The organism is Mesobacillus campisalis (assembly GCF_000986785.1).
GTDB classification, from domain to species: Bacteria; Bacillota; Bacilli; order Bacillales; family Cytobacillaceae; genus Mesobacillus_B; species Mesobacillus_B campisalis.
The window spans coordinates 116745-137094 of sequence record NZ_LAYY01000006.1; the positions used below are offsets into that span (position 1 = coordinate 116745).

Sequence of the window (20350 nt, forward strand, 5' to 3'; positions counted from 1 at the left end):
AAAGCGCTGGGGGTCAGGCACTCTTTCATTGGGTAAAGCGTTAAAAAAGGGCGGGATTGGATCCGGCCCTTTGGAGGTGAGTGGTTTAGTCAGGATCGCCATCGTTATGGATGATAAATCTTCCCGTGTCCCTGCAGTATCGATAGATTATTTTCCTCTCAATTCCACTGTTTCGTTCGATGATGGTTCTCCTTAATGTCCGGGCTTGGCTGACTTTTGTCACAAGGTGGGTTGTTCTGGAAGGAAGGATGATGGAACGGTTGCCGCTGCACATGACAATGGTTCCCTTACCATATGGTTCGATATTTTCAATATGCTGTATGTTCATATAAACCAGGCTTCCTCTGATAGGAGACTTGGCAGGCAACAGGCAGACAGTGTTGTTTGGGTTCACAATGAAGGGGCTCATTTTAAGTTCCCCAAGAATAGTCCCGGCCGATTTAACCGCTCCGCGCAAATCAAATCCAAAGTAATTCAGGGTTTCTTCAATAAGATTCTCAGGATGGCGTTCAACAATCAAATCCCGCTTCTCTTCGACAATCCTGGTCATAAAATCCCCATTTGCCTTCCGGTAGCCAATCATAAAATACAGTTTGTCCCTGATAATATAACGCTGATTTATGTACATTCCACACCCCTTATCCCCGACAGAAAATGTCCCCATCGATTAAGTAGACTGCCTCCCTATAATACTATCATCTTTTTCCAGCAACATTAGAGGCCTTGAATAACATTCGAAAAATCGACATAATTCAACAAGTGTATTGCGTTGGTCTTCTGGCCTTCTGTTTAAATGTGGCAACTTTTGAAACAAAGTGCTGAACAGGAAGGAAGTTTGGCCGGAATGAAGAATGATAGATGTGACATTAAAAAAGGAGGAAAAGAAATGAAGCGTAGTTTGGCAGTTTTATGTGGAAGTTTGCTGGTTCTATTGTTATTTTTGGCACCGGGAAGTGCCGTGCTCGCTGCAGAAGAGCCATGTGAATGTGAGAGCCTGAAGCCGCTTCAGGGGGCGGAACGCAATAAGATTGTGGCCGGTCTGATCAGCGGTGATGTGTTTAAAAATGTGCGTGCAGAGCTATTGTCTCAGGGCTTTAAATGGAGCGGGGCAGGTGCTATCGAAGTCATCAAAACGGAAATGCCTGGATTTGGTCCGGTCACGATGGTGGGCGCAGCGTTTGTTAATCCGGATGGAAAGACAGAAAGGCATGTATTCATCAATGGGGCCTATGCAGGACCAGCACCTGAAGGCCCACATACACATTAAGAGAAATGCTCAAATAACGCTGCAGGAGCCTATGTCCCTGCAGCATTTTAATGCCCTAAAGAGTTGCATCCCTAAAGAGTGCCTGACCCCATGGCTCAGTTTTTCCCGACAAACTCCCAACCTCTGCAAAAGACTCTTCGACATTTTTCTCAAATTCCTCACCAGCCATTTTATTCCTATTTTTTTAAAAATCATAGGTGAAATCCCGCATTACCGCATCACCGTGCCGGGGGTCAGGCACCCTTTACTAGGGTGAAGCAAGATATTTTGTGCGTTTTGTTGTTATTTTTATGGATTTCCGGGGTAAAGAAAGAACAAATAAGAATTGGAATCTTGGACAAAACAAAAACAGAAAGTAGGGTAGAACTATGAATAATTGGAAGCCGGATTTTTCTAATAGTCACGATGAATATATTGCATCTTTTGTCGAAGCCTTGAACGTACAAAATGAAAACGAGGCGATCTTATCCCAGAAGAGGACAAGGTATACGAAGGGAGCCAATCAGATTATCCAGCAAGTGCAGCAGCGCTTCCTTGAAACCCGCCGTGCAGAGGAAATCGACAAGGCTCTTGATGAAAAGAATGAAGCAAGGTTCATGGCCCTAACTTCTGAAGGCTGGGAAAAGCATCTCTAGTAGAACACTCTTGCAACAGCAGCCCGGAAGAGCGAAGGACGGCTCACCCAGCCTGGCTTTAATCAAACGTTTGATTAAATGACTGGAAACCTCAGAAAAACGCACTCTTTCTTTACAAAAGAGTGCGTTTTTCTTTATAAAACAAACTGTCCAGTTGCAAAACTCCACTTCATTTGCTCTCCATCTTCCAATATTTTCATTAAGGCTGGTCAAAGGGTATCCACAACCTTCCATTTTAAGCTAAAATGGAATCAACGTATGCCATTCAAAGAGGGGGAGCAAGAGATGCACAAGGTGAGAAAAGCAATCATTCCAGCGGCCGGCCTGGGAACAAGGTTTTTGCCCGCAACTAAGGCGATGCCGAAAGAGATGCTGCCGATTGTCGACAAGCCGACCATTCAATACATAGTCGAGGAAGCGGTCGCCTCGGGGATTGAAGACATCATCATTGTCACCGGGAAAGGAAAAAGGGCGATTGAGGACCATTTCGACCATGCCATGGAACTGGAAAACAATCTGATGGAAAAACAGAAATACGAACTTCTTGAAACCGTCCAGGGCATTTCCAATATGATTGACATCCATTATATCCGCCAGAAGGAACCAAAAGGATTGGGCCACGCGGTCTGGTGCGCCCGCAAGTTCATCGGCAATGAACCGTTTGCCGTCCTATTGGGAGATGACATCGTTCAATCGGAAGTACCTTGCCTCTCCCAGCTGATGGCGGAATACAACAAGCGTTTCTCCTCGGTCCTTGCAGTGAAAAGAGTACCTGAAACCGAGACACACCGCTATGGGATCATTGATCCGATTGCCGGCGCTGAGCGAATCTACCAGGTAAAGGATTTCATTGAAAAACCTGCGCCCGGTACCGCTCCTTCCAATTTGGCGATCATCGGCCGTTATATTTTAACCCCTGAAATTTTTATGTTCCTCGAAAAGCAGGAAACAGGAGCCGGCAACGAAATCCAGCTGACCGATGCCATCCAGAAGCTGAACGAAATCCAGCGCGTGTTTGCCTATGAGTTCGAGGGCAATCGCTATGATGTCGGCGAAAAGCAAGGCTTCATCGAAACCACGATTGAATTTGCTCTGCAAAACCTTGAACTGAGAGACGAATTGCTGCCATTCATGGAACAAAAGCTGAAGGAGCACGGCAAATAAATTTTTACCAGTTCTATCACAAAAGCCAGCTGAGGCCATCTTAGCTGGCTATTTTGTGTACTCTTAGCGCGGTTTTTATTAATTTCAACAATTATGTTAAAAGTCACCTGATTTGTTGACAGTGATAATCGTTTTCAATTAATATATACCTAATGAATAATGATAATCATTATCAACTAAAGTAAGTGTTATCAAAAGAACATCTCACCAAGGTTTGCAGATTCAGATCGCAAAGGAGGAGACTTAAATGATTGGCCATTATATTGCCGCTGAAAGCTTCGAACAGCCCATAAACTGTTTATGTCCAGGAGGGGGACATTCCGGTTTGCTATCCCTTCAACAAGGGGATATCATCGAGGTCCTTGATAACAGAAAGTTTACCATCGCCCGAGGCTGGCATTATCTCATACACATAAATAACCACTGGTTCGTCTATATCAGTGAAAAAGATTTGGAAGAATGCAGCCGCAAGGGCCAGCTGCTCAGTCCATTTGACATGGACCTTGAAGCTAACTATTTGCAGTTTAAAATCAACGAAGCGCTGGATGGAGGAAACGAGTCAGCTTTTCACCTTTTAACAGCACGTTTAAAAGAATTGTCGGGCCTAAAAGAGAGCCTTGGCAATTTTGTCAAATACCTGCCCGTTTAATTACAAAAAACCCCCGTTAAATGGGGGTTTTTCTTTAATCCGTCTTGAACTTGTACCGCAAAATGGCTGCGAGTCCTGCTCCATGATTGAATTCGCCGTTTTCAACCAGCTCCTTCAATTCCTCCATGGTCAACTCGTGCACCTCCAGCTGTTCGCTGTTCTCCAAATGCTGTCCCTTTGCTACCAGCCCGGCAGCCGCGAACAGATAAATCTCCTCGCTTGTCGATCCAGGGGAAGGATAGAAACTCCCCAACTCCAGCCAGTGTTCAGCCGCATAGCCGGTTTCTTCCACTAGTTCCTGCTTCGCCGCTTCAAGCGGATCATTGCCTTCTTCGATCATTCCTGCGGGAAGCTCCCACTGCCAGCTTTTAAAAGCATGGCGGTACTGCTTCAGGCAGACGACTTTGTGGTCGGGAGTAATCGGCAGGATGCACACTCCCTTGGCAAAATTCAGATAAGAAAAGGTTTTATCATCGCCATCAGGAAGTGTCACCTGGTCGACAACCACCTGAAACCGATCGACCTTCACGCTGACGCTGCTGTTCAATTTCCAAGTCAAAAATCCTCACCTCAAGTTTTTCATCCATTCCTCAGCCTATTTCTTCGGCAAGCAACGTTTCGCATTCTTCCACATTATACGTCAATTCAATCATATTGATAAACGGTTCGACAAACTGGGGATCAAATTGCCTGCCCGACCATTTCCGCAGCTCGGCAATACCTTCTGCGAATGTTTTCGTTTGCTGGTAAGGCCTTTCCGTTGTCATCGCATCAAACGAGTCGATAATGCAAAGAATCCGGGCCAGCTTTGGAATCGTTTTTCCTTTCAGTCCATATGGGTAGCCTTTCCCGTCATAGCGTTCATGATGGAGTTCCACAAGCGGGACAAGGTCTTCAAGCTTTTTATCGATGGAGATGATCTCTTTTCCCCAGGTGACATGCTTTTTCATGATTTCCCATTCATGGGCCTCAAGCTTGCCTTTTTTATTTAAAATATCCCGCGGAATCTCAATTTTGCCGATATCATGGACGAGGGCACCCAGTATCAATGTTTTGCGTTCATGGTCACTCAGATTCAGCTTCTTTGAAAAATCAACGGCATATTGATAAACACGTTTACTGTGGCGGTAGGTATAGACATCCTTGGAAAGGAACATCTTCAGCTGATGTTCCGCCTCCGCCAGCTCCTTCTCAAGGTTCAGCGACCGCTGAACCGAATAATCGGTATGCTCATTATAGATTTGCACAAGGTTTTTACCTTGATCCTTCGTGGAATACAAGGCTTGGTCGGCTTTATTCAGAAGTTCTGTAGTATTGAGCGTCTCCTTTTCCCATTCCGCGATACCCGCAGAAAAGGATAAACAGCCATAAGGCAGGGATTCGACCCCTTTAAAATGAGTATTATTCGTTTTTTTGCGGACATCATTCAAAAACTTAAAAGCATCCTGGCTGTTTGTGTTTGGCATCAGGAAGGAAAATTCCTCTCCCCCATAGCGGGCCACAGAGTAGCCTTTGCTTTCGGCTTCTTTTTTAATCAGAGCACCAAACTCTTTCAAAACCTGGTCACCGCGGATGTGACCGAAGAGATCATTGTACTTTTTGAAATCATCAATATCAATCAGGGCGACACTAAGAGGCTTCTCCGACTCGCGGGCCGCAGTCAATTCCTTTTCCAGCAGCTCCTTGAAGTACCCGTGGTTGTTCAAGCCGGTAAGGAAATCCTTATTCGCTTTGTCCGCCACCTCTTTATACAATTCAAAATGCTGCTTGAACGCCTGCGACAGCAGGAAAGCAATGCAGGCAAACAGGAAGAGGCCGAACAGGTTTTGGGCGTGGAGGAGGATCATCAGGACTAGGGAGAGAAGCAGGGTGCTTAAATAGGTGGCTAAGCTATCTTTAATCATTTCCTTTAAAGCTCTGCCAAGGCTGTCTTTGTCGGAAAGTAAAAAGTAGATGCCAACTAGAAGGACATTGACCGAATAATAGGTTCCTAATGCTGATATATACGGGATCAGGTTTTTTAAATGGACATTGCCTACCTCTCCCCCCGTAAAAATAAAGGTGTAGGAAGAGCTTATAATCATGAAAGAATAGATGGCAAAATTAAGAAGGTGCTTCCACCAAGCGCTCTCTCTTTGGGTGAAGGCGAAAATGCTTGCGTTTAAAAACAGGACTACAAGAGTTGTATCAACACCGTAGAGAAAAAGGCTGGCCAAAAAAACGGTTGAGTCCATTGATAGAGTATTGCCTTTTGGAGGCAGCTGTATATGGAAATGATTAAGCGCTAAAACAGATCCTGTTAGGGCAAAAAGGGTTACCCACTCGGAAGTAGTATATGGTTTTAACTCAAGGGAAAGAAAGAAAGCTATAATGCCCAGGAAGGATATAGAGAAAATGTATATATTTAATCTATTGCTTAATAAACGCATAATCACCACTCGCAATATAATATTTAAGGAGAAGTTAAATGATAACTCCTCCCTACTAACTATTATAGTATTTTATAGCCAGAAGTTAATGCAATAATTACTGAGCCCAGAATAACCGCATTCATTAAAAGGTTTGTTACTTTAATACCTTGGAATTTCTTCATATTAATTCACCTCCTTTTGAAGCAAGCCAGTATCTGCGTCCTTTTCTGAATTTTTATCTCCGACCATTAGGTGCTGGATAAAAATGAATATGCCAATATTCATTATAATATCCCCAATCGATATGACTTGGGTGCGGGGATAAGGTGCGGATAATGGAATTATATCGCCCAGGAAACCAAGCTTTGTGGTTTCTGAAAGCAAGAAATGTTTTCCATATAATCCTTGTTTAAGAGTCTCAACATAATAAGGATCCAAAACAGCTGCAGCCTCGACTGAAACTGGCATCCTTCCTCCGTTGGCTGCCATGACCAGGAAGTTTAAGAGTACGCCTATAAAAATAACCATGAACCCGTGATGGGTACGGTTTAAATACAGGAACCACAGCCCCACGACATAAACCAAGATAAAAATATACCCGCTCAAATTACCCAACAGGCTGATTTTATTTTGCAGTGAAAACACAGCAATTTGCAGAATCAGAAGCAGTGGAAAAACCAAGCCGCCTTTTAATTTGAGCTCGGCCAACCCTTTTAAATTTCCTTTACGCAAGAAGCCGACAATAAATGCAAGAATAATTCCGTCAAATACCAAAAATGTTTACCACCATTCTTAAAGGGATAGGTATTTATGTTGTGACTTACAAATAACGACAGATAGTATCTTCATCATAATCGTAAATTCCACCAAAGTTCAATCACTTTTTGTAATTTTCATAAATTGTATAAATATAGCAATTTATCCGGTGTAATTGGAAACTTTTAATAGAATGGTCTCCGCCTTAAGCCCTAGATTTTATTACAATTGTGGTCTGTGGAAAAAAGGGAATGAATCATGTATTGTTGAATTAAAGAGGGAGAACGCCCTTTTTGACATTTTTTTGCCACCAGACGAAACATTGGTTCCCCTTTATTCGTATGAATAAGAAGGAACTTACGTAAGGAGTCGATACAGAATGAATTCGTTTCTGTCGTTTTTATTCAAGACAGCTCTGGCTGTCCCGTCCGCCATTACGATTTGGACGCTAAGCTATTTTGCTTTCTACAATACATTTTTCATCTCATCTGCAGCTGCGCTCGGAGGCGGGGCGCTGATTTACTGGCTGGCTTCCCTCTATTCGGACTCCCGCTTTCTCAAAAAAAACGGGCTGAGCCGAAAGGAATACAGGTATATAAAAAAGAATCTTGAAGAAGCGAAGAAAAAAATCTCGCGCTTGCACAAGCTGCTGTTTTCGATTCGCCATCTGCCTTCCTTAAAGGAAAGGATCGAATTGCTCCGGATGATCCGCAAAATTTATGCATTGACCAAAAAAGAGCCAAAGCGGTTTTATCAAGCGGAAAGGTTCTATTTTTCCCATCTTGATTCCGTTCTTGAACTTACCGAGAAATATGAATTTCTCTCATCACAGCCTAAAAAGAACCGTGACCTTGACTGGTCACTGAATGAAACCAGGAAAACCTTGTCCGAGTTGAGCAGGCTGATTGAAAAGGATTTATACCAGGTAATCGAGAATGATCTTGACACTCTTAATTTTGAAATCGATGTGGCGAAACACTCCATTAAGACATCGCGAGGCTTGGAGAGCGAACGGTCAGTCCCTGAAGGGCTTAACTCGGGTAAAAAGAAAGGGATCCAGATTCCCGGCCGGAAAGCAGCTGAGGATGCCATGGCCGCTTTGGAAGCCGCCCGGGCGCGGAATAAAGCAGCTGAAGAGGAAAAGAGCCGCGAGAAGCCTGTCGAAGCAGAAAACGGCAGCAAGATACAAGCCGAAGCAGACAGCGATGAAAAATGGGAAGAATTCAAAAGGAAGCATGCCAATCAGAACAAGAATGAAACTCATGGTTCAGGGACAGAGGAAAACACTGGACCAAGATTTTACATCAACACCAAACGGGAAGAGAAAGTGGAAGTGAAGATTTCCCTGGGTACCCGTGAAGAAAGATACAAGGACAAAAACAGGAGGTTTCCCGAATGAGTGAAAATAATCCAGACCTGCTGAAGAATACAGGCAACCTAATGGACGACATGCTTGCCAATCCATTTGGTGAGGAAAGCCCGGAACTGCAGCTGCAGCCTGCGCGCAAGACGGAGGATGCCAAGCCAGTCAGGCTGATTGACGTGATTCCCGAGGAAAACAGGGCCAAGGCGATTCAGCTTTCCCAGCAAATCGACCCGGCCAATCACCAGGCGATGATTTCGTACGGCACCCAGGCGCAAGGGAAGCTGCTGTCCTTTTCGCACACAATGCTTGAGCATGTGCAGAAGAAGGATGTTGGTGAGGTCGGCGAAATCATCAATGACCTGATGAAACGCCTTAAGGAGGTCAGCCCGGACGAGCTCAAGCAGGATAAGCCATCCTTTTTCGGCCGAATGTTCGGCAAGCTTTCCGGGTCCATCCAGGAAGTGCTGTCGAAATACCAGAAAACCGGGGCACAAATTGACCGCATATCTGTAAAATTGGACCGCAGCAAAAATGTGCTGCTGTCCGATATCGCGATGCTTGAGAAGCTGTATGAACACAACAAGGAATACTTCAACGCCCTGAATATCTACATTGCTGCCGGTGAACTGAAGCTTGAGGAACTGAACAATAAGACGATTCCGGAGCTGAAGAAAGCAGCCGCGGCGACCCAGGACCAGATGAAGTTCCAGGAAGTTAACGACATGATCCAGTTTGCCGACCGTCTCGACAAACGGCTTCATGATTTGAAACTAAGCCGGGAGATCACAATCCAGAGTGCGCCGCAAATCCGACTGATCCAGAATACGAACCAGGCGCTGGTTGAAAAAATCCAGTCTTCCATCATGACCGCCATTCCGCTGTGGAAAAACCAGGTGGCCATTGCCTTGACCCTGATCCGCCAGCGCCATGCGGTCGAGGCGCAGAAACAGGTTTCCAAGACAACAAACGAGCTTCTCTTGAAGAATGCCGAAATGCTTAAGAGCAACACGATTGAGACCGCGAAGGAAAATGAGCGCGGACTCGTCGACATCGAAACCCTGAAGAAAACGCAAGAAAACCTGATTTCCACACTGGAAGAAACCATGCGCATCCAGGAAGAAGGGCGCATCAAACGCCGCCAGGCCGAAAACGACCTTGCCAGCATGGAAAACGAACTGCGCCTCAAACTTCTCGAAATCAAAGGAGACTAACTCAAGGGGGTCAGGCACGCTTTGCTTCGCTAAAGCGTACCTGACCCCCATTGCGTTAATATGTTAAAGAGTGCCTGACCCGCGGTGCGTTAATGCGCTGAAGGGTTGGGCTTTTTTGTGAACTTCGCCTGGGGATTGTTGACGGTTGGTACATGGGGGAATAGAATGGGCATGAATTGATGAAAAACCATATTAGGGAGGAAGTTTATGCCGCGTCCATACCGTATTTTTTATCCTGGGGCCACCTATCATGTTCATGCAAGGGGAAACCGCCGCGGAGCTATTTTTTATGAAGATCGTGATTATCTCCATTATCTTGCACTCCTCGAGCAAGTCCGCAGTACCCACCCCTTTGATTTGCACTCCTATTGCTTGATGACCAATCATCTCCATCTGCAAATTGAGATTTCCCACACACCTCTATCGCAAATTATTAAAGAGCTTCATTCCCGATACGCCATTTACTTTAATCGGAAATATGATTATGATGGCCACCTGTTCCAGGGGAGGTACGGAGCAAAGGTCATTGAGTCCATTGACCATTTTCTTGGCGTGAGCCGCTATATTCATCGCAATCCCCTGGAAGCCGGCATGGTTGGGGATATGGCCAATTACGAGTGGAGCAGCTACCTTTCTTATATTTGCAAGACAGAAAATCCCCACATCTATACCCAACGGACCCTTTCCTATTTCAATGAACCCGCCCACGAACAGTACCGCCTGTATACCGAAAGCGAAAATAAAAACGCGGACGAGCTTATATGGGTGCCCAGATAAAGAAGGTTTAGCACTTTAAAGCGTGAAACGCTGCCTGACCCGCGGTGCGGTGAAGGGGTGAAGCTTAATGTTCTATTTGCCGTAGTAACGACTGCAGCCATAGGGCAAAGAGCTTGAAGATGGTAAAGCCGAGGGCTCCGCCGATGGTGTTGAGAATGATATCGTCAATATCAAAGCTGCCGACCCGAAAAAGAAATTGCAGGCATTCTGTACCAAAGGTTGCCAGGAAAACTACTAAAATGGTCCAGCCGAATTTTATACACCTGGCAAACAGCAATGGCAGGAAGAAGCCAAGAGGCATAAAGGCAAGCACATTTCCTGCCAGGTTTGTGACCAAGATACTGGTGTTGATCTTTCCTGATGCCTGAATGTAGCTGGCAATTGTATGAAAGGGAACCAGGTTGGAATCGGCGCTGCCGGTGCTTGAAACGGTCTGTCTATATGGGCTCCAGAAAAGAAGGGTAGCGGCCAGTCCGAGGTAGAGAAAAAACAGCAGATAGGCGGTTGTGAGTATCAGTTTTCTGTTTTTATAGTTTAAATTTGAAAGCATATATTTGTCTCCTGTCATCTTACAGTCTATGGACGTTTCCCTTATTTTAACAGAGAGAAACCCCCAATAATTGCCTGAAAACCAACCAATACAGTTATATGGTAAACTATTATAAAATTTACATTTTTATGAAAATGGAGGGTTGTGTGGTGTTTGATTACAAAGGAGAAATTTTTCTATGCTTTTAGCAAAGACAATGAAGCATCAGTGAGGGTTGCATCCGGTTCAACGGTAGAGATTGAAACATATGACTGTTTCCAGGATTAGATTCAATCTGAAGACACGCCATACAATACGGTGGATTGGGCGCAAATCAATCCGGCTACTGGACTCGTTTTTGTGGAAGGTGTGCAGCCGGGTGATATCCTGAAGGTAAAGATTGAGAAAATCGAACTGGGAGACCAGGGCCTGCTTGCTACTGGTCCCGGGCTCGGCATTACGGGACACAGGATTGAAAAATTTGAAACGAAAATGATCCCAATTTCAGAGGGGAAAGCCGTTTTCAATAACCGCATTCAGCTACCTTTAAACCCGATGATCGGAGTAATTGGAGTGGCGCCTGCGGAGGGGGCTATCTCCAATGGAACACCAGGAGCCCATGGCGGCAATATGGATACCACATTAGTCGCAGAAGGGGCAACTTTGTATTTGCCTGTTTTCCATGATGGAGCCCTGTTTGGCCTAGGTGACCTTCACGCTGCAATGGGCGATGGGGAGATTGGCGTTTCAGGCATAGAAATTCCTGGCAAAGTAACAGTTACACTTGAGGTGGTAAAAGGGAGAAGCATTCCATTCCCATTCATTGAAAATGAGGAAGGTGCAGCTATCCTTGTTTCCAAGGAAACGCTCGATGAGGCAGCAAAAGCGGCAGTGGAAATCTTTGTAGACACGCTGCTTCCTCATACCGATATGACCCTTCCAGAGCTGACCATGCTCTTCAGTGCAGCAGGGCATGTTCAAGTTTCGCAAATCGTCAATCCACTTCTGACAGCACGATTCTTTGTCCCAAGATTCATTCTTGAAGCATATAATGTGAAATTATTCTAGAATAATAACTTTATTGTACTAAAGGGTGCCTGACCCCCGGTGCGGTGATGCGGTAGAGTGGGATAGAAGGTGGGCGGGCTGATAGTGTACAAGTGTGTATGGAGAGGTTTTTATAAGAGAGGGGGCGAACAGGAGAATTTCTTCCTGTTCGCTTCTTTTTGCCTTATGACTCAGCTGAAGGGTAGGTAAATCCGGGATTACAGCTTCACACTCATGGGCTAGGGCGATAATGGGACAATGGTTCAAGAATCAATTTTCGAGTTTTCACACTATAGACATTATTTAAATTAAAAATTTATTGACTTGAGAATGATTTTCAATATAATTGAGAATGAGAAGCATTATCAGTAAATAATGCTATCTATAAAAAAACAAATTTACTTCAGGGGGAGAATGAAACAATGCAAAAAAGATTATTCAGATTTGGTTCAATTGTTATGGCAGCTGGCCTATTTTTATCGGCATGCGGAGGCGGCAACAGCGAGCAATCCAATGAAACTAGCAAGCCGGCCGAGAAGGAAGATCCGGGCGTAGTCAACCTCTACACAGGCCGTCATTATGATACAGATGACCAGCTTTATAAGACCTTCACTGAACAGACAGGCATCAAAGTTAACGTGATTAAGGGTGAAGAAGACGAGCTTATTGAGCGCCTGGCACGGGAAGGGGAGGCAACCCAAGGTGACCTGTTCTTTGCTGCTGATGCAGGGCGCCTTCACTGGGCAAAGGAAAAAGGCATTTTCCAGGCTGTCGAGAGCGAAGTGCTGGACAAGAATATTCCTGAAACACTGCGTGACAAAGACAATGAATGGTATGCAATGACCAAGCGCGCACGTGTGATTGTGTATGCGAAGGACCGGGTAAACCCTGAGGATCTATCTACCTATGAAGATTTGACAAGTGACAAGTGGAAAGGCAAAGTGCTGATTCGTTCTTCTGAAAATGTGTACAACCAGTCCTTGCTTGCTTCCTTCCTGGAGCTGAATGGCGAAGAGGCTGCGAAGGAATGGGCCCAGGGCATTGTTGCCAACATGGCAAGGGACCCCAAGGGAGGGGACACTGATCAGCTGAAGGCTGTCGTAGCAGGTGAAGGCGATGTGGCGGTCATGAACACCTACTATGTGGGACGTTTGCAAAATTCGACCAACCCTGAAGAAGTGAAGCTTGCGGAACAGGTAGGGGTGTTCTTCCCGAACCAGGAGACAACAGGAACCCACATCAACATCAGTGGAATTGGCGTAACAAAGCATGCGAAAAACAAGGAAAATGCCATCAAGTTCATGGAATTCCTTTCAAGTGAAGAAGCACAGAAACTGTTTGCGGAAGGAAACAATGAATACCCGGCCAACCCGAATGTTGAAGCTTCCGAGCTGCTGAAATCGTGGGGAGACTTCAAAGAACAGGATATCCATTTGAATATCCTTGGAGAAAGAAATGCCAATGCTGTGAAGATCTTTAATGAAGTAGGCTGGAAGTAACGTAGACAAGAAGACTGGATCCCGAATGGGTTCAGTCTGTTTATTTTGGCGGCAGTTTTCGAAGCATCCTTGTTTTCACTTTTTTCCACATCATATTGTGAAATATCGGATTATTTACATTGACTCTTGAGAATGATTTTCATTATAATTGTTACTGAGAAACGTTATCAGGAAAATCGTCCAACTTATCTTTAATATAAATTGGCAATAATCTGGCAGGATGGTTTGTTCATCTTTTAACTAAGCACGAAAAAAGGAGCCGAACGCTGATGTTTATTGAAATTAAAGAATTAAGTTTTCAATATAAGAATGCGAAAAAACCGACAATCCAAAACTTTGATCTGTCAGTAAAGCAAGGCGAAATCATCTCGATCCTGGGCAGCAGCGGATGCGGCAAAAGCACGATTCTAAGGCTGATTTCCGGCCTTGAGGTCCCGCGCAGCGGCTCCATTGTGATTGATGGGAAAAAGATGGCTGATGACCGTCAGTTTGTAAAGCCGGAGCATCGCGGAGTAGGCATGGTGTTCCAGGATTATGCGTTATTCCCGCATATGACCGTTGCCGGGAACATTAAATACGGACTTGCGAAAATGAGCCGCCGTGAAAAAAACGAGCGTCTTAACGAAGTGCTTGATCTGGTTGGCCTTGCCGGGTTCGAAAAGCGTTATCCATACGAGCTCAGCGGAGGCCAGCAGCAGCGTGTTGCACTGGCGAGGGCATTGGCGCCAAAGCCGGCACTCATCATGTTCGATGAGCCATTCAGCAACCTGGATAAAAGCATTCAAGTCAAGATTCGCGATGAGCTGAGGCTCATCCTGAAGCAAACCGGAGTGACATCCATCTTTGTCACACATGATGAAGAGGATGCAAAAGCGCTGGCTGACCGAGTGGTTGTGATGGAGGACGGGAAAGTTCTAAAAGCCGGAAGGCCGGAAGACATCATCGGGAACCCAGCCGAACACCTCAACCTCGTTGCATGGTAACAAACATTCCAGTGGTAAAGTGTTAAAGGGTGCCTGACCCCCGGCGCGTTAAAGGGGTACAGTGTAAAAGTATGCCAAGTTCCTTGAATGTTGCTTAATTTGAGATATTTGTTATAATCGCAGGTAGAGTCATAACTGAATACAAAGCATAACCACAAGGGGAGCTTGAAGCTGAGAAAGAAGGTCGCATGACTGTTCTGACCCTTTGAACCTGTTAGATAATGCTAGCGCAGGGATGTGGATTTATATGAGTTCATTCTTTATACATGTACGGATGGTCTCCCCTTGAGGTTTGCTTATTACTTCTAAAGGGGAGATTTTTTTATGCAAAGAAATCGCTTAGTCGCAATGATTGAAGCGGCGTTTTTTGCGGCGATAGCGCTGGTACTGGACTTGCTGCCGGCCATTCAAATCGCGCCAGGGCTTTCCATTTCGTTTTCAATGGTGCCGATTTTTATCATCGCTTTTCGCTGGGGATTCAAGATTAGTTTCATTTCGGGCTTTATTTGGGGCTTATTGCAGGTGGTCACCGGGGATATCTACTTCCTGACCATCATTCAGTTCCTGATTGAATATTTTATTGCTTTTGCATTTATTGGCTTTGCAGGCCTTTTCTACCCTGTGGTTCAAAAGGCAGTCCAGCAGGGGAACAAGAAGTCGGCAGCCCTTTGGGTCATTGTAGCTGTATTTGTGGGCAGTCTGGCCAGATACTTCTGGCATTTCATTGCCGGAGTTATTTTTTGGGGCGAGTACGCGCCTGAGGGCATGTCTCCAGTCATGTACTCGCTGGTCATGAACGGCGGAACCATGATTGCAGTCTCCATTCTTTGCTCCATTGTTCTTCTGTTGCTCCTGTCCGCATCGAAGCGCCTGTTCATCAGAAAGGGAGCGCCAGCCGCTGCCTCGGAGCCGCCAGTTCAGTAAAAAGGCCTCGAAGCGGCACAGCGATGCTGTGCCGCTTCACCGCATCCGGGGTCAGGCACCATTAAGTGCACTGCCGCTTCACCGCAGTGAGGGTCAGGCACCCTTTAATGCTGTGAAGCAGCGGTTCCTTTTATTCAGATTATGCTTTTTGTCATTGGTTATAGTCCCAAAGGATTTGCCATTCGCCTTCTTCATTTTGGGTGACGTAGACGTCTTGCTGGAAGCTGAATTTGCCGTATTTGCCTTTATAGTGCTGTGAGACATGGTATTTGTAGGCCGTTTCAAATGGGGAACGGCCTTTTTCCATTTTCCATCCTTCCAGTTTTTCGCCGTCGTCGATCGTATATGTGAAGGTTTCTGCTCCAAAATGGCCGATGAACACATGAGTGCGATCCTGTACATATGCCGACTTTGAAAACCGTTCCTTCATGAATGGATGAAGCAGCTTCCATGAATCAGCGAAATCCCCATCTGATTCATGGGAATAAAACTCCTCCACCACTCCTTTCGCCACACGTTCCGAAGAGAACATCAAGGAAATGATGCCAGCAAGCAGCAAGCCTGCCAACAGGACAATTACAAAGGGAAACATAAAAGCCGGGACCCGCTTTCTCCGCATACCATCACCTTTTCAATCAATATATCCCGCATTAACTGGCAGTAGGACCCCCACTGTAATACTTCAGGTAGAGCCGGTTAGATAAGTGGGGGTCAACTGCCAGTAAATGCCCGATTGGTTCAACTAACATTCAGTGGGGGAAAGAGACCCCACTGAATGAAGTTTCACCTTATATGATTCATATGAAGGCGGAGAGAAGATTATACAGGGCAGTCCACGCTGAGCATGGGCCGGGAGCACAGAGCTCATGTTCAGCCGGGAACCGATCATCAACCAAGTGGAATGTATGTATGGGGGAGGCAGGGGAAAGTGTGGAGGCAGTGACAATGAGGGATTGCTGTAAACTCACTGCCTTCGTCAGAGGGTCATCAGACTTAGGCACCTTTTGCCAACTTCGTCGAGCGGTCACTGACCGCTTTTAAAATGAACAGCTTGTCTGCTTCTGTCAACATCATCCAGCTTCCGGCACGAATTTTCATAGATACCACTCCTCTTTATGGTATTTGTATGATTCTGGGAAAACCTCAATGTACTAGACTATACCGCCTTTTCTCGAAGGATAAACAAACAAAATATCTACAACTTTCGTCTCCAAAATCGGCAGAATCCAGGTTTTATAAGATTCAAGCAATCCTCTTCCGCCGCAAAGCCCCTCATGAATGGTCGTTTTTTGCCTATCTAGGGTCAAATTCTGCAAACATACCACTAAATGTAGCGATTAAGATCCTCAACATAAAAAAGCATGAACAGACCATAAGCGCCACATTTCGCGAGAAAAAGGGAATTATGTCGATAAATTTTATGTTTTTTTTATTTCAAAAGGTGTTTTGCCCATTGCTGCAGAATTAACCGGTGCACTCCTCTTTATAAAGGAAGGGGTTTTGCAGAGGTCGATTCTAAACCGCTAGATTTGAAGGAATCTATTATGCCAAAAAAAGGAGTCCGAAAATTCCTCATTCTTACAAAAAGGCATCTATACCTTTTGACAGATATCGACTATAATAATCTAGTAATTTACCAAATTATTAGGAGGAAACCTGCTTGAAACGCGTATTATCTGCTATCCTGGCTGTTACCCTTGTTTTCGGACTTATGCCTTTTTCAGCTTTTGCGATTGACCCAACAGACCAGGCATTACAAGACTATTTAGCGGAAATTGGGATGACCGCTGAAGATTTAGAAACATACCTTGGTGAAACTTATGACTACACTCTAGAGGAATTTGAGACAGCCGAGGAGTTAAGCGATTTTCTAGGACCAGTTCGGAATGAGGAAAACCTTCAGGAACTACTAGTAGAATTTGATTTGACCGAGCAAGAGCTTCAGGAATTGCTGGCTGAGAATGGGGCTGCTCTGGAAGATTACGTATTTTTGGATGACCTGTGGTATGACTTAGCAGATTGGACATACGTCGAGACTTCCACACCTATTACGGATGAAAACCTGCAGCAGCTTCTTTCAGATTATGAGTTTGCTTCTGTGGAAGAACTTGAAGCCTTTTTAAACAAGTACGATGACTCCATTGAAAACTATGAGTTCATTGAAGATCTGGAAATGGCAATAGCAGATGCTTATTTTGCAGAAGCTGAGCAAGAGCTGATCGCACTCATGGAATCAATTGGTCTTACAAAAGAAGAAGCTAAAAAATTAGAAAACCATTTCATGACTGTAATTGAAAACCAAGAAGACCCTGAACAATTTCTTACTCAGCTTGAAGCAATCGCTGAACGTTTAATGGCATTCCCTGAATTTGAAAATGCCGATGAATTGACTGCTGAAGACATTGCCGAAATGCTGGCCATCTGGAACGACCTGCTGAATTTATTCGAATTAAAAATTGATTACTATTTAGTAAAAGATGGAAAGGAAACACCTATTTCTTTTGCAGCTTTAATGGAGCTGACAGATATTAATGGTGCCGATTTGAAAATTAATATTTACAACAAGAGCGGCGAACTACTGGCAGACATGATCATCACAAAAGAAATGTTCGGGTCTGACTTTGTAAAAGATACAGGAAAGAAACTGGAAGATACAACAGAAACAGCTAAAGAAGTAACGGAAGTAGCGAAAAAAGTGCCAGCGGCCAAAAAACCGGCCAAAGTTGTCAAAACCGTCAACGGCGGAAAATTGCCAAATACCGCAACTGACTATGCAGCAAACGCAATGGCAGGACTTGCTTTCATTATCATCGGTGCATTCTTGTACCGCCGAGTAAAAGTGAAGGGTGCTTAATGTGAGGAAAAAGCAAAAGAGAAGAACCGGGCGACTGGTTCTTCTTTCCTTGGCGATTAGTTTTGTCGTTTTTGGACTCTGGTTCAGCGGTACCAATTCCTATAAGTTCTTAAAGGGATATTTCCTTTTTAAGACGGGGGAGGCAGCGACCGAAACGGTGGCAAGCAGTCAGCCGAAACCTCAATCAGTGGAAGAGGAGCCTGTGAAAAAGGAAAGCGATTCTCTTTATATTGAAAGGCCTGAAGAGGGAGAAGAGTTCGGGAACCTTTATATCCCAAAGCTCGAGGCCAATTTGCCAATCTTCCATGGTACAGATGAAGATGAGCTGGAAAAAGGGGTTGGCCATTTTGCAGGCAGCGTCCTTCCGGGTGAGAGAGACAATTCCGTCCTTTCAGGACACCGCGATACCGTCTTTCGTAAACTTGGCGAGGTAGGTAAAGGCGATTTGCTGGTTGTTACCACATCGGCTGGGGAATTCACCTATAAGGTAAGGAAGGTCAAAATTGTCAATGCCGATGACAGGAGCATCATCGTGCCTAGACCGCGCCCAACCCTTACAGTCACGACCTGCTATCCATTTAATTTCATCGGTGACGCGCCCGACCGCTACATCCTCATCGCAGACCTCATCGAATCAAATACTGAAATATAAAAACCGGCAGCCACCACGGCAGCCGGTTTTTTGCGCACCACCGCCCCCCAGCATTAAAGGGTGCCTGACCCCCGGCGCACCACCGCGCTAAAGCGTGCATTACCGCACTAAAGAGTGCCTGACCCCTGATGCATTAGCGCACTAAAGGCTTCCCGTCCCCCCTGAATACTTTCACCAGCTTTAGTTAAAAATGGAAAAGACAGAAAAGGAGGAATCATTATGCCGGATCTCGCCCAGGTGGCCGTGACCGTTCTGCTTGGCCTGTTTTTTCTATTAACTATCTACGTGAACATGAACTTCTTTTACTATGTGTTCCTGACCTTATATGGATTCGGGAAAGCCAAAAGAGACTATGAACTGATACCAGACCAAACCCGTTTCCTCATTCTTGTCGCTGCCCATAACGAGGAAAAGGTCATAGGCTCCACAATCGATAACCTTCAAAATATCACCTATAACAAAGATTTATACGATATCTATGTAGTAAACGACAACAGCACCGATCGCACCGGGGAAATTTGCGAAGAAAAAGGAATGAAGTACATCAACACCGGGGAGAAACTGTTCCCGAGGGAAGGGGTCGGCAAACCGGCGGGCCTGCAGTATGCGCTCCGTTACCTAGGCTTCGACAAGCTCACAGACCAGTACGACTGCCTGATGATCCTTGACGCCGACAACCATGTCGACCACAATATCCTGAGCGAGCTGAATTCCCAGTATATCGGCAAGGGCAAGCCCGAGGCCATCCAAAGCTATCTGGATTCCAAGAACTCATCCAGCAGCCTATCGCTCGGCTACGCGATGAGCTACTACATCACCAACCGCTTTTTCCAGCTGGCCAAATACCGCCTTGGCCTGCCAAACGCGATTGGCGGCACGGGTTTTATCGTCCGGCTGGATTACCTGATGAAGCATGGCGGCTTCCGCTTCCACTCCCTCACTGAAGACCTTGAGCTGGAAATGGAAATCGTTAAGGACAACGGCCGGGTGCTTTGGAACCATTTTGTGCGCGTCTACGATGAAAAGCCCGACAATTTTAAAATCAGCATCAAACAAAGGACGCGCTGGTCCCAAGGACACTGGTACGTCGCTTTTACCAACCTGAAGCCAATGCTGAAAAAGCTGTTCACTGAAAAAGGAAAACTCAAAATTCTCGACCAGCTGGTCTACCTGTTCGGGATGGCCCGCGCCGTACAGCTCAGCATCGTCCTGATCGGCCTTCTTGGAACCGCCCTTTATGGACTGCTGACACAAAACTTCCAGATGCTTACAGAAGGCGGAGAGCGGCTTCTCTTCCTGATTGCAGGAGGAAGCATCCTGGCCCTCGCCTTGTTCGTCTACCAGTTCCTGATTTGTATGTACTATGCGATTAAAGTCGACACGAAAATGGAATTCAAACCAATCAGGATGGGAATCTCCGTCTTTTATTACGCTTATACCTTCATCTATGCCCAGGTTGTCGGACTGATTAAGTGGAAGCAGCAGCACACTTGGGTGAAAACCGAACATAACAAAACTGCCATTACTCATAAACGCGGCAGAGCTTAAAAAAAGGCAGGAGTTCGAATTACAGGGCTCCTGCCTTTTCCATATCTATCTCCAACCAATTTATTCATTTACCACAAT

General features: G+C 45.4%; 19 protein-coding genes, 1 pseudogene and 1 riboswitch. Of the genes and pseudogenes, 14 read left to right on the forward strand and 6 right to left on the reverse strand.

All coding sequences use genetic code 11. The features are described from left to right. Positions 1-85: 85 nt before the first annotated feature. Positions 86-628: a competence protein ComK gene (locus tag WQ57_RS07160; protein WP_162200606.1), complete on the reverse strand. Its 543-nt coding sequence runs from the start codon at positions 626-628 to the stop codon at positions 86-88. Positions 629-886: 258 nt separating this feature from the next. Between WQ57_RS07160 and WQ57_RS07165 the strand changes: the two genes are divergently transcribed. The 4 genes from WQ57_RS07165 (at position 887) to WQ57_RS07180 (ending at position 3715) form a co-directional block, all read left to right on the forward strand. Beyond that, the gene (locus WQ57_RS07165; protein ID WP_156183074.1) at positions 887-1267 is read left to right on the forward strand and encodes a hypothetical protein; all 381 of its coding nucleotides are present in this window, start codon (positions 887-889) and stop codon (positions 1265-1267) included. A 368-nt stretch (positions 1268-1635) separates the two neighbouring features. Next, on the forward strand, positions 1636-1902 hold the full coding sequence (locus WQ57_RS07170) for an IDEAL domain-containing protein (RefSeq protein ID WP_046523063.1): 267 nt from the start codon (positions 1636-1638) through the stop codon (positions 1900-1902). 285 nt (positions 1903-2187) lie between these two features. After that, positions 2188-3066, forward strand: coding sequence for a UTP--glucose-1-phosphate uridylyltransferase GalU (galU, locus tag WQ57_RS07175; RefSeq protein ID WP_046523064.1), 879 nt, complete (start codon positions 2188-2190; stop codon positions 3064-3066). Between the two features lie 247 nt (positions 3067-3313). Further along, complete coding sequence (locus tag WQ57_RS07180) at positions 3314-3715, forward strand: hypothetical protein (RefSeq protein WP_046523065.1); 402 nt, start codon at positions 3314-3316, stop codon at positions 3713-3715. Positions 3716-3749: 34 nt separating this feature from the next. Here the strand turns inward: WQ57_RS07180 and WQ57_RS07185 are convergent, their stop codons facing one another. The 3 genes from WQ57_RS07185 to WQ57_RS07195 form a co-directional block, all read right to left on the reverse strand. After that, on the reverse strand, positions 3750-4274 hold the full coding sequence (locus tag WQ57_RS07185) for an NUDIX hydrolase (RefSeq protein ID WP_046523066.1): 525 nt from the start codon (positions 4272-4274) through the stop codon (positions 3750-3752). Positions 4275-4305: 31 nt separating this feature from the next. Then, the gene (locus WQ57_RS07190; protein ID WP_241481495.1) at positions 4306-5949 is read right to left on the reverse strand and encodes a diguanylate cyclase; all 1644 of its coding nucleotides are present in this window, start codon (positions 5947-5949) and stop codon (positions 4306-4308) included. A gap of 360 nt (positions 5950-6309) precedes the next feature. Further along, a complete protein-coding gene (locus WQ57_RS07195) occupies positions 6310-6900 on the reverse strand; it encodes a DUF5317 domain-containing protein (RefSeq protein ID WP_046523068.1) in 591 nt (196 codons plus the stop codon). Between the two features lie 361 nt (positions 6901-7261). On the opposite strand from WQ57_RS07195, the gene WQ57_RS27395 reads away from it, so the two are divergent. From WQ57_RS27395 to WQ57_RS07210, 3 genes are all read left to right on the forward strand, one after another. Next, a complete protein-coding gene (locus WQ57_RS27395) occupies positions 7262-8281 on the forward strand; it encodes a 5-bromo-4-chloroindolyl phosphate hydrolysis family protein (protein ID WP_064537345.1) in 1020 nt (339 codons plus the stop codon). Further along, positions 8278-9459 (forward strand): toxic anion resistance protein, encoded by a 1182-nt coding sequence (locus tag WQ57_RS07205; protein WP_046523069.1) that lies wholly within the window; start codon positions 8278-8280, stop codon positions 9457-9459. The genes WQ57_RS27395 and WQ57_RS07205 overlap by 4 nt, the downstream gene beginning before the upstream one ends. Positions 9460-9666: 207 nt before the next feature. Further along, entirely contained in the window at positions 9667-10236 is a 570-nt protein-coding gene (locus WQ57_RS07210) for a transposase (protein WP_046523070.1), read from the forward strand. 64 nt (positions 10237-10300) lie between these two features. Here WQ57_RS07210 and WQ57_RS07215 read toward each other — a convergent pair whose 3' ends face one another. Next, positions 10301-10786 (reverse strand): VanZ family protein, encoded by a 486-nt coding sequence (locus WQ57_RS07215; RefSeq protein ID WP_046523071.1) that lies wholly within the window; start codon positions 10784-10786, stop codon positions 10301-10303. A 153-nt stretch (positions 10787-10939) separates the two neighbouring features. On the opposite strand from WQ57_RS07215, the pseudogene WQ57_RS07220 reads away from it, so the two are divergent. From WQ57_RS07220 to thiT, 4 genes and pseudogenes are all read left to right on the forward strand, one after another. Continuing rightward, a pseudogene (locus WQ57_RS07220) lies at positions 10940-11833 on the forward strand (acetamidase/formamidase family protein). Positions 11834-12234: 401 nt separating this feature from the next. Continuing rightward, entirely contained in the window at positions 12235-13311 is a 1077-nt protein-coding gene (locus tag WQ57_RS07225; RefSeq protein ID WP_046523072.1) for a Fe(3+) ABC transporter substrate-binding protein, read from the forward strand. A gap of 269 nt (positions 13312-13580) precedes the next feature. Next, positions 13581-14294 (forward strand): ABC transporter ATP-binding protein, encoded by a 714-nt coding sequence (locus tag WQ57_RS07230; RefSeq protein ID WP_046523073.1) that lies wholly within the window; start codon positions 13581-13583, stop codon positions 14292-14294. Between the two features lie 147 nt (positions 14295-14441). Beyond that, positions 14442-14547: riboswitch (TPP riboswitch) on the forward strand. A 71-nt stretch (positions 14548-14618) separates the two neighbouring features. Beyond that, positions 14619-15218 carry an energy-coupled thiamine transporter ThiT gene (gene thiT, locus WQ57_RS07235; protein WP_046523074.1) on the forward strand — a complete coding sequence of 200 codons (600 nt, stop codon included), beginning with the start codon at positions 14619-14621 and terminating at the stop codon, positions 15216-15218. Positions 15219-15369: 151 nt separating this feature from the next. Here thiT and WQ57_RS07240 read toward each other — a convergent pair whose 3' ends face one another. Beyond that, positions 15370-15810 carry a hypothetical protein gene (locus tag WQ57_RS07240; RefSeq protein WP_241481496.1) on the reverse strand — a complete coding sequence of 147 codons (441 nt, stop codon included), beginning with the start codon at positions 15808-15810 and terminating at the stop codon, positions 15370-15372. 1068 nt (positions 15811-16878) lie between these two features. Here WQ57_RS07240 and WQ57_RS07250 point away from each other — a divergent pair. The 3 genes from WQ57_RS07250 (at position 16879) to WQ57_RS07260 (ending at position 20272) form a co-directional block, all read left to right on the forward strand. Further along, positions 16879-18072: a processed acidic surface protein gene (locus WQ57_RS07250; RefSeq protein ID WP_046523076.1), complete on the forward strand. Its 1194-nt coding sequence runs from the start codon at positions 16879-16881 to the stop codon at positions 18070-18072. Between the two features lies 1 nt (position 18073). After that, entirely contained in the window at positions 18074-18724 is a 651-nt protein-coding gene (locus WQ57_RS07255; protein WP_046523077.1) for a class D sortase, read from the forward strand. 219 nt (positions 18725-18943) lie between these two features. Next, positions 18944-20272, forward strand: a complete 1329-nt coding sequence (locus WQ57_RS07260; protein ID WP_046523078.1) for a glycosyltransferase family 2 protein — start codon at positions 18944-18946, stop codon at positions 20270-20272. Positions 20273-20350 lie beyond the last annotated feature (78 nt).

What these genes read in the sequence shown, in the direction of transcription:
- galU (WP_046523064.1), top strand. Translation starts at nt 2,188, where the DNA reads ATGCACAAGGTGAGAAAAGCAATCATTCCAGCGGCCGGCCTGGGAACA.
- WQ57_RS07165 (WP_156183074.1), top strand. Translation starts at nt 887, where the DNA reads ATGAAGCGTAGTTTGGCAGTTTTATGTGGAAGTTTGCTGGTTCTATTG.
- WQ57_RS07230 (WP_046523073.1), top strand. Translation starts at nt 13,581, where the DNA reads ATGTTTATTGAAATTAAAGAATTAAGTTTTCAATATAAGAATGCGAAA.
- WQ57_RS07205 (WP_046523069.1), top strand. Translation starts at nt 8,278, where the DNA reads ATGAGTGAAAATAATCCAGACCTGCTGAAGAATACAGGCAACCTAATG.
- WQ57_RS07210 (WP_046523070.1), top strand. Translation starts at nt 9,667, where the DNA reads ATGCCGCGTCCATACCGTATTTTTTATCCTGGGGCCACCTATCATGTT.
- WQ57_RS07215 (WP_046523071.1), bottom strand. Translation starts at nt 10,786, where the DNA reads ATGCTTTCAAATTTAAACTATAAAAACAGAAAACTGATACTCACAACC.
- WQ57_RS27395 (WP_064537345.1), top strand. Translation starts at nt 7,262, where the DNA reads ATGAATTCGTTTCTGTCGTTTTTATTCAAGACAGCTCTGGCTGTCCCG.
- WQ57_RS07170 (WP_046523063.1), top strand. Translation starts at nt 1,636, where the DNA reads ATGAATAATTGGAAGCCGGATTTTTCTAATAGTCACGATGAATATATT.
- WQ57_RS07190 (WP_241481495.1), bottom strand. Translation starts at nt 5,949, where the DNA reads ATGGACTCAACCGTTTTTTTGGCCAGCCTTTTTCTCTACGGTGTTGAT.
- WQ57_RS07180 (WP_046523065.1), top strand. Translation starts at nt 3,314, where the DNA reads ATGATTGGCCATTATATTGCCGCTGAAAGCTTCGAACAGCCCATAAAC.
- WQ57_RS07225 (WP_046523072.1), top strand. Translation starts at nt 12,235, where the DNA reads ATGCAAAAAAGATTATTCAGATTTGGTTCAATTGTTATGGCAGCTGGC.
- WQ57_RS07260 (WP_046523078.1), top strand. Translation starts at nt 18,944, where the DNA reads ATGCCGGATCTCGCCCAGGTGGCCGTGACCGTTCTGCTTGGCCTGTTT.
- WQ57_RS07160 (WP_162200606.1), bottom strand. Translation starts at nt 628, where the DNA reads ATGTACATAAATCAGCGTTATATTATCAGGGACAAACTGTATTTTATG.
- WQ57_RS07240 (WP_241481496.1), bottom strand. Translation starts at nt 15,810, where the DNA reads ATGTTTCCCTTTGTAATTGTCCTGTTGGCAGGCTTGCTGCTTGCTGGC.
- thiT (WP_046523074.1), top strand. Translation starts at nt 14,619, where the DNA reads ATGCAAAGAAATCGCTTAGTCGCAATGATTGAAGCGGCGTTTTTTGCG.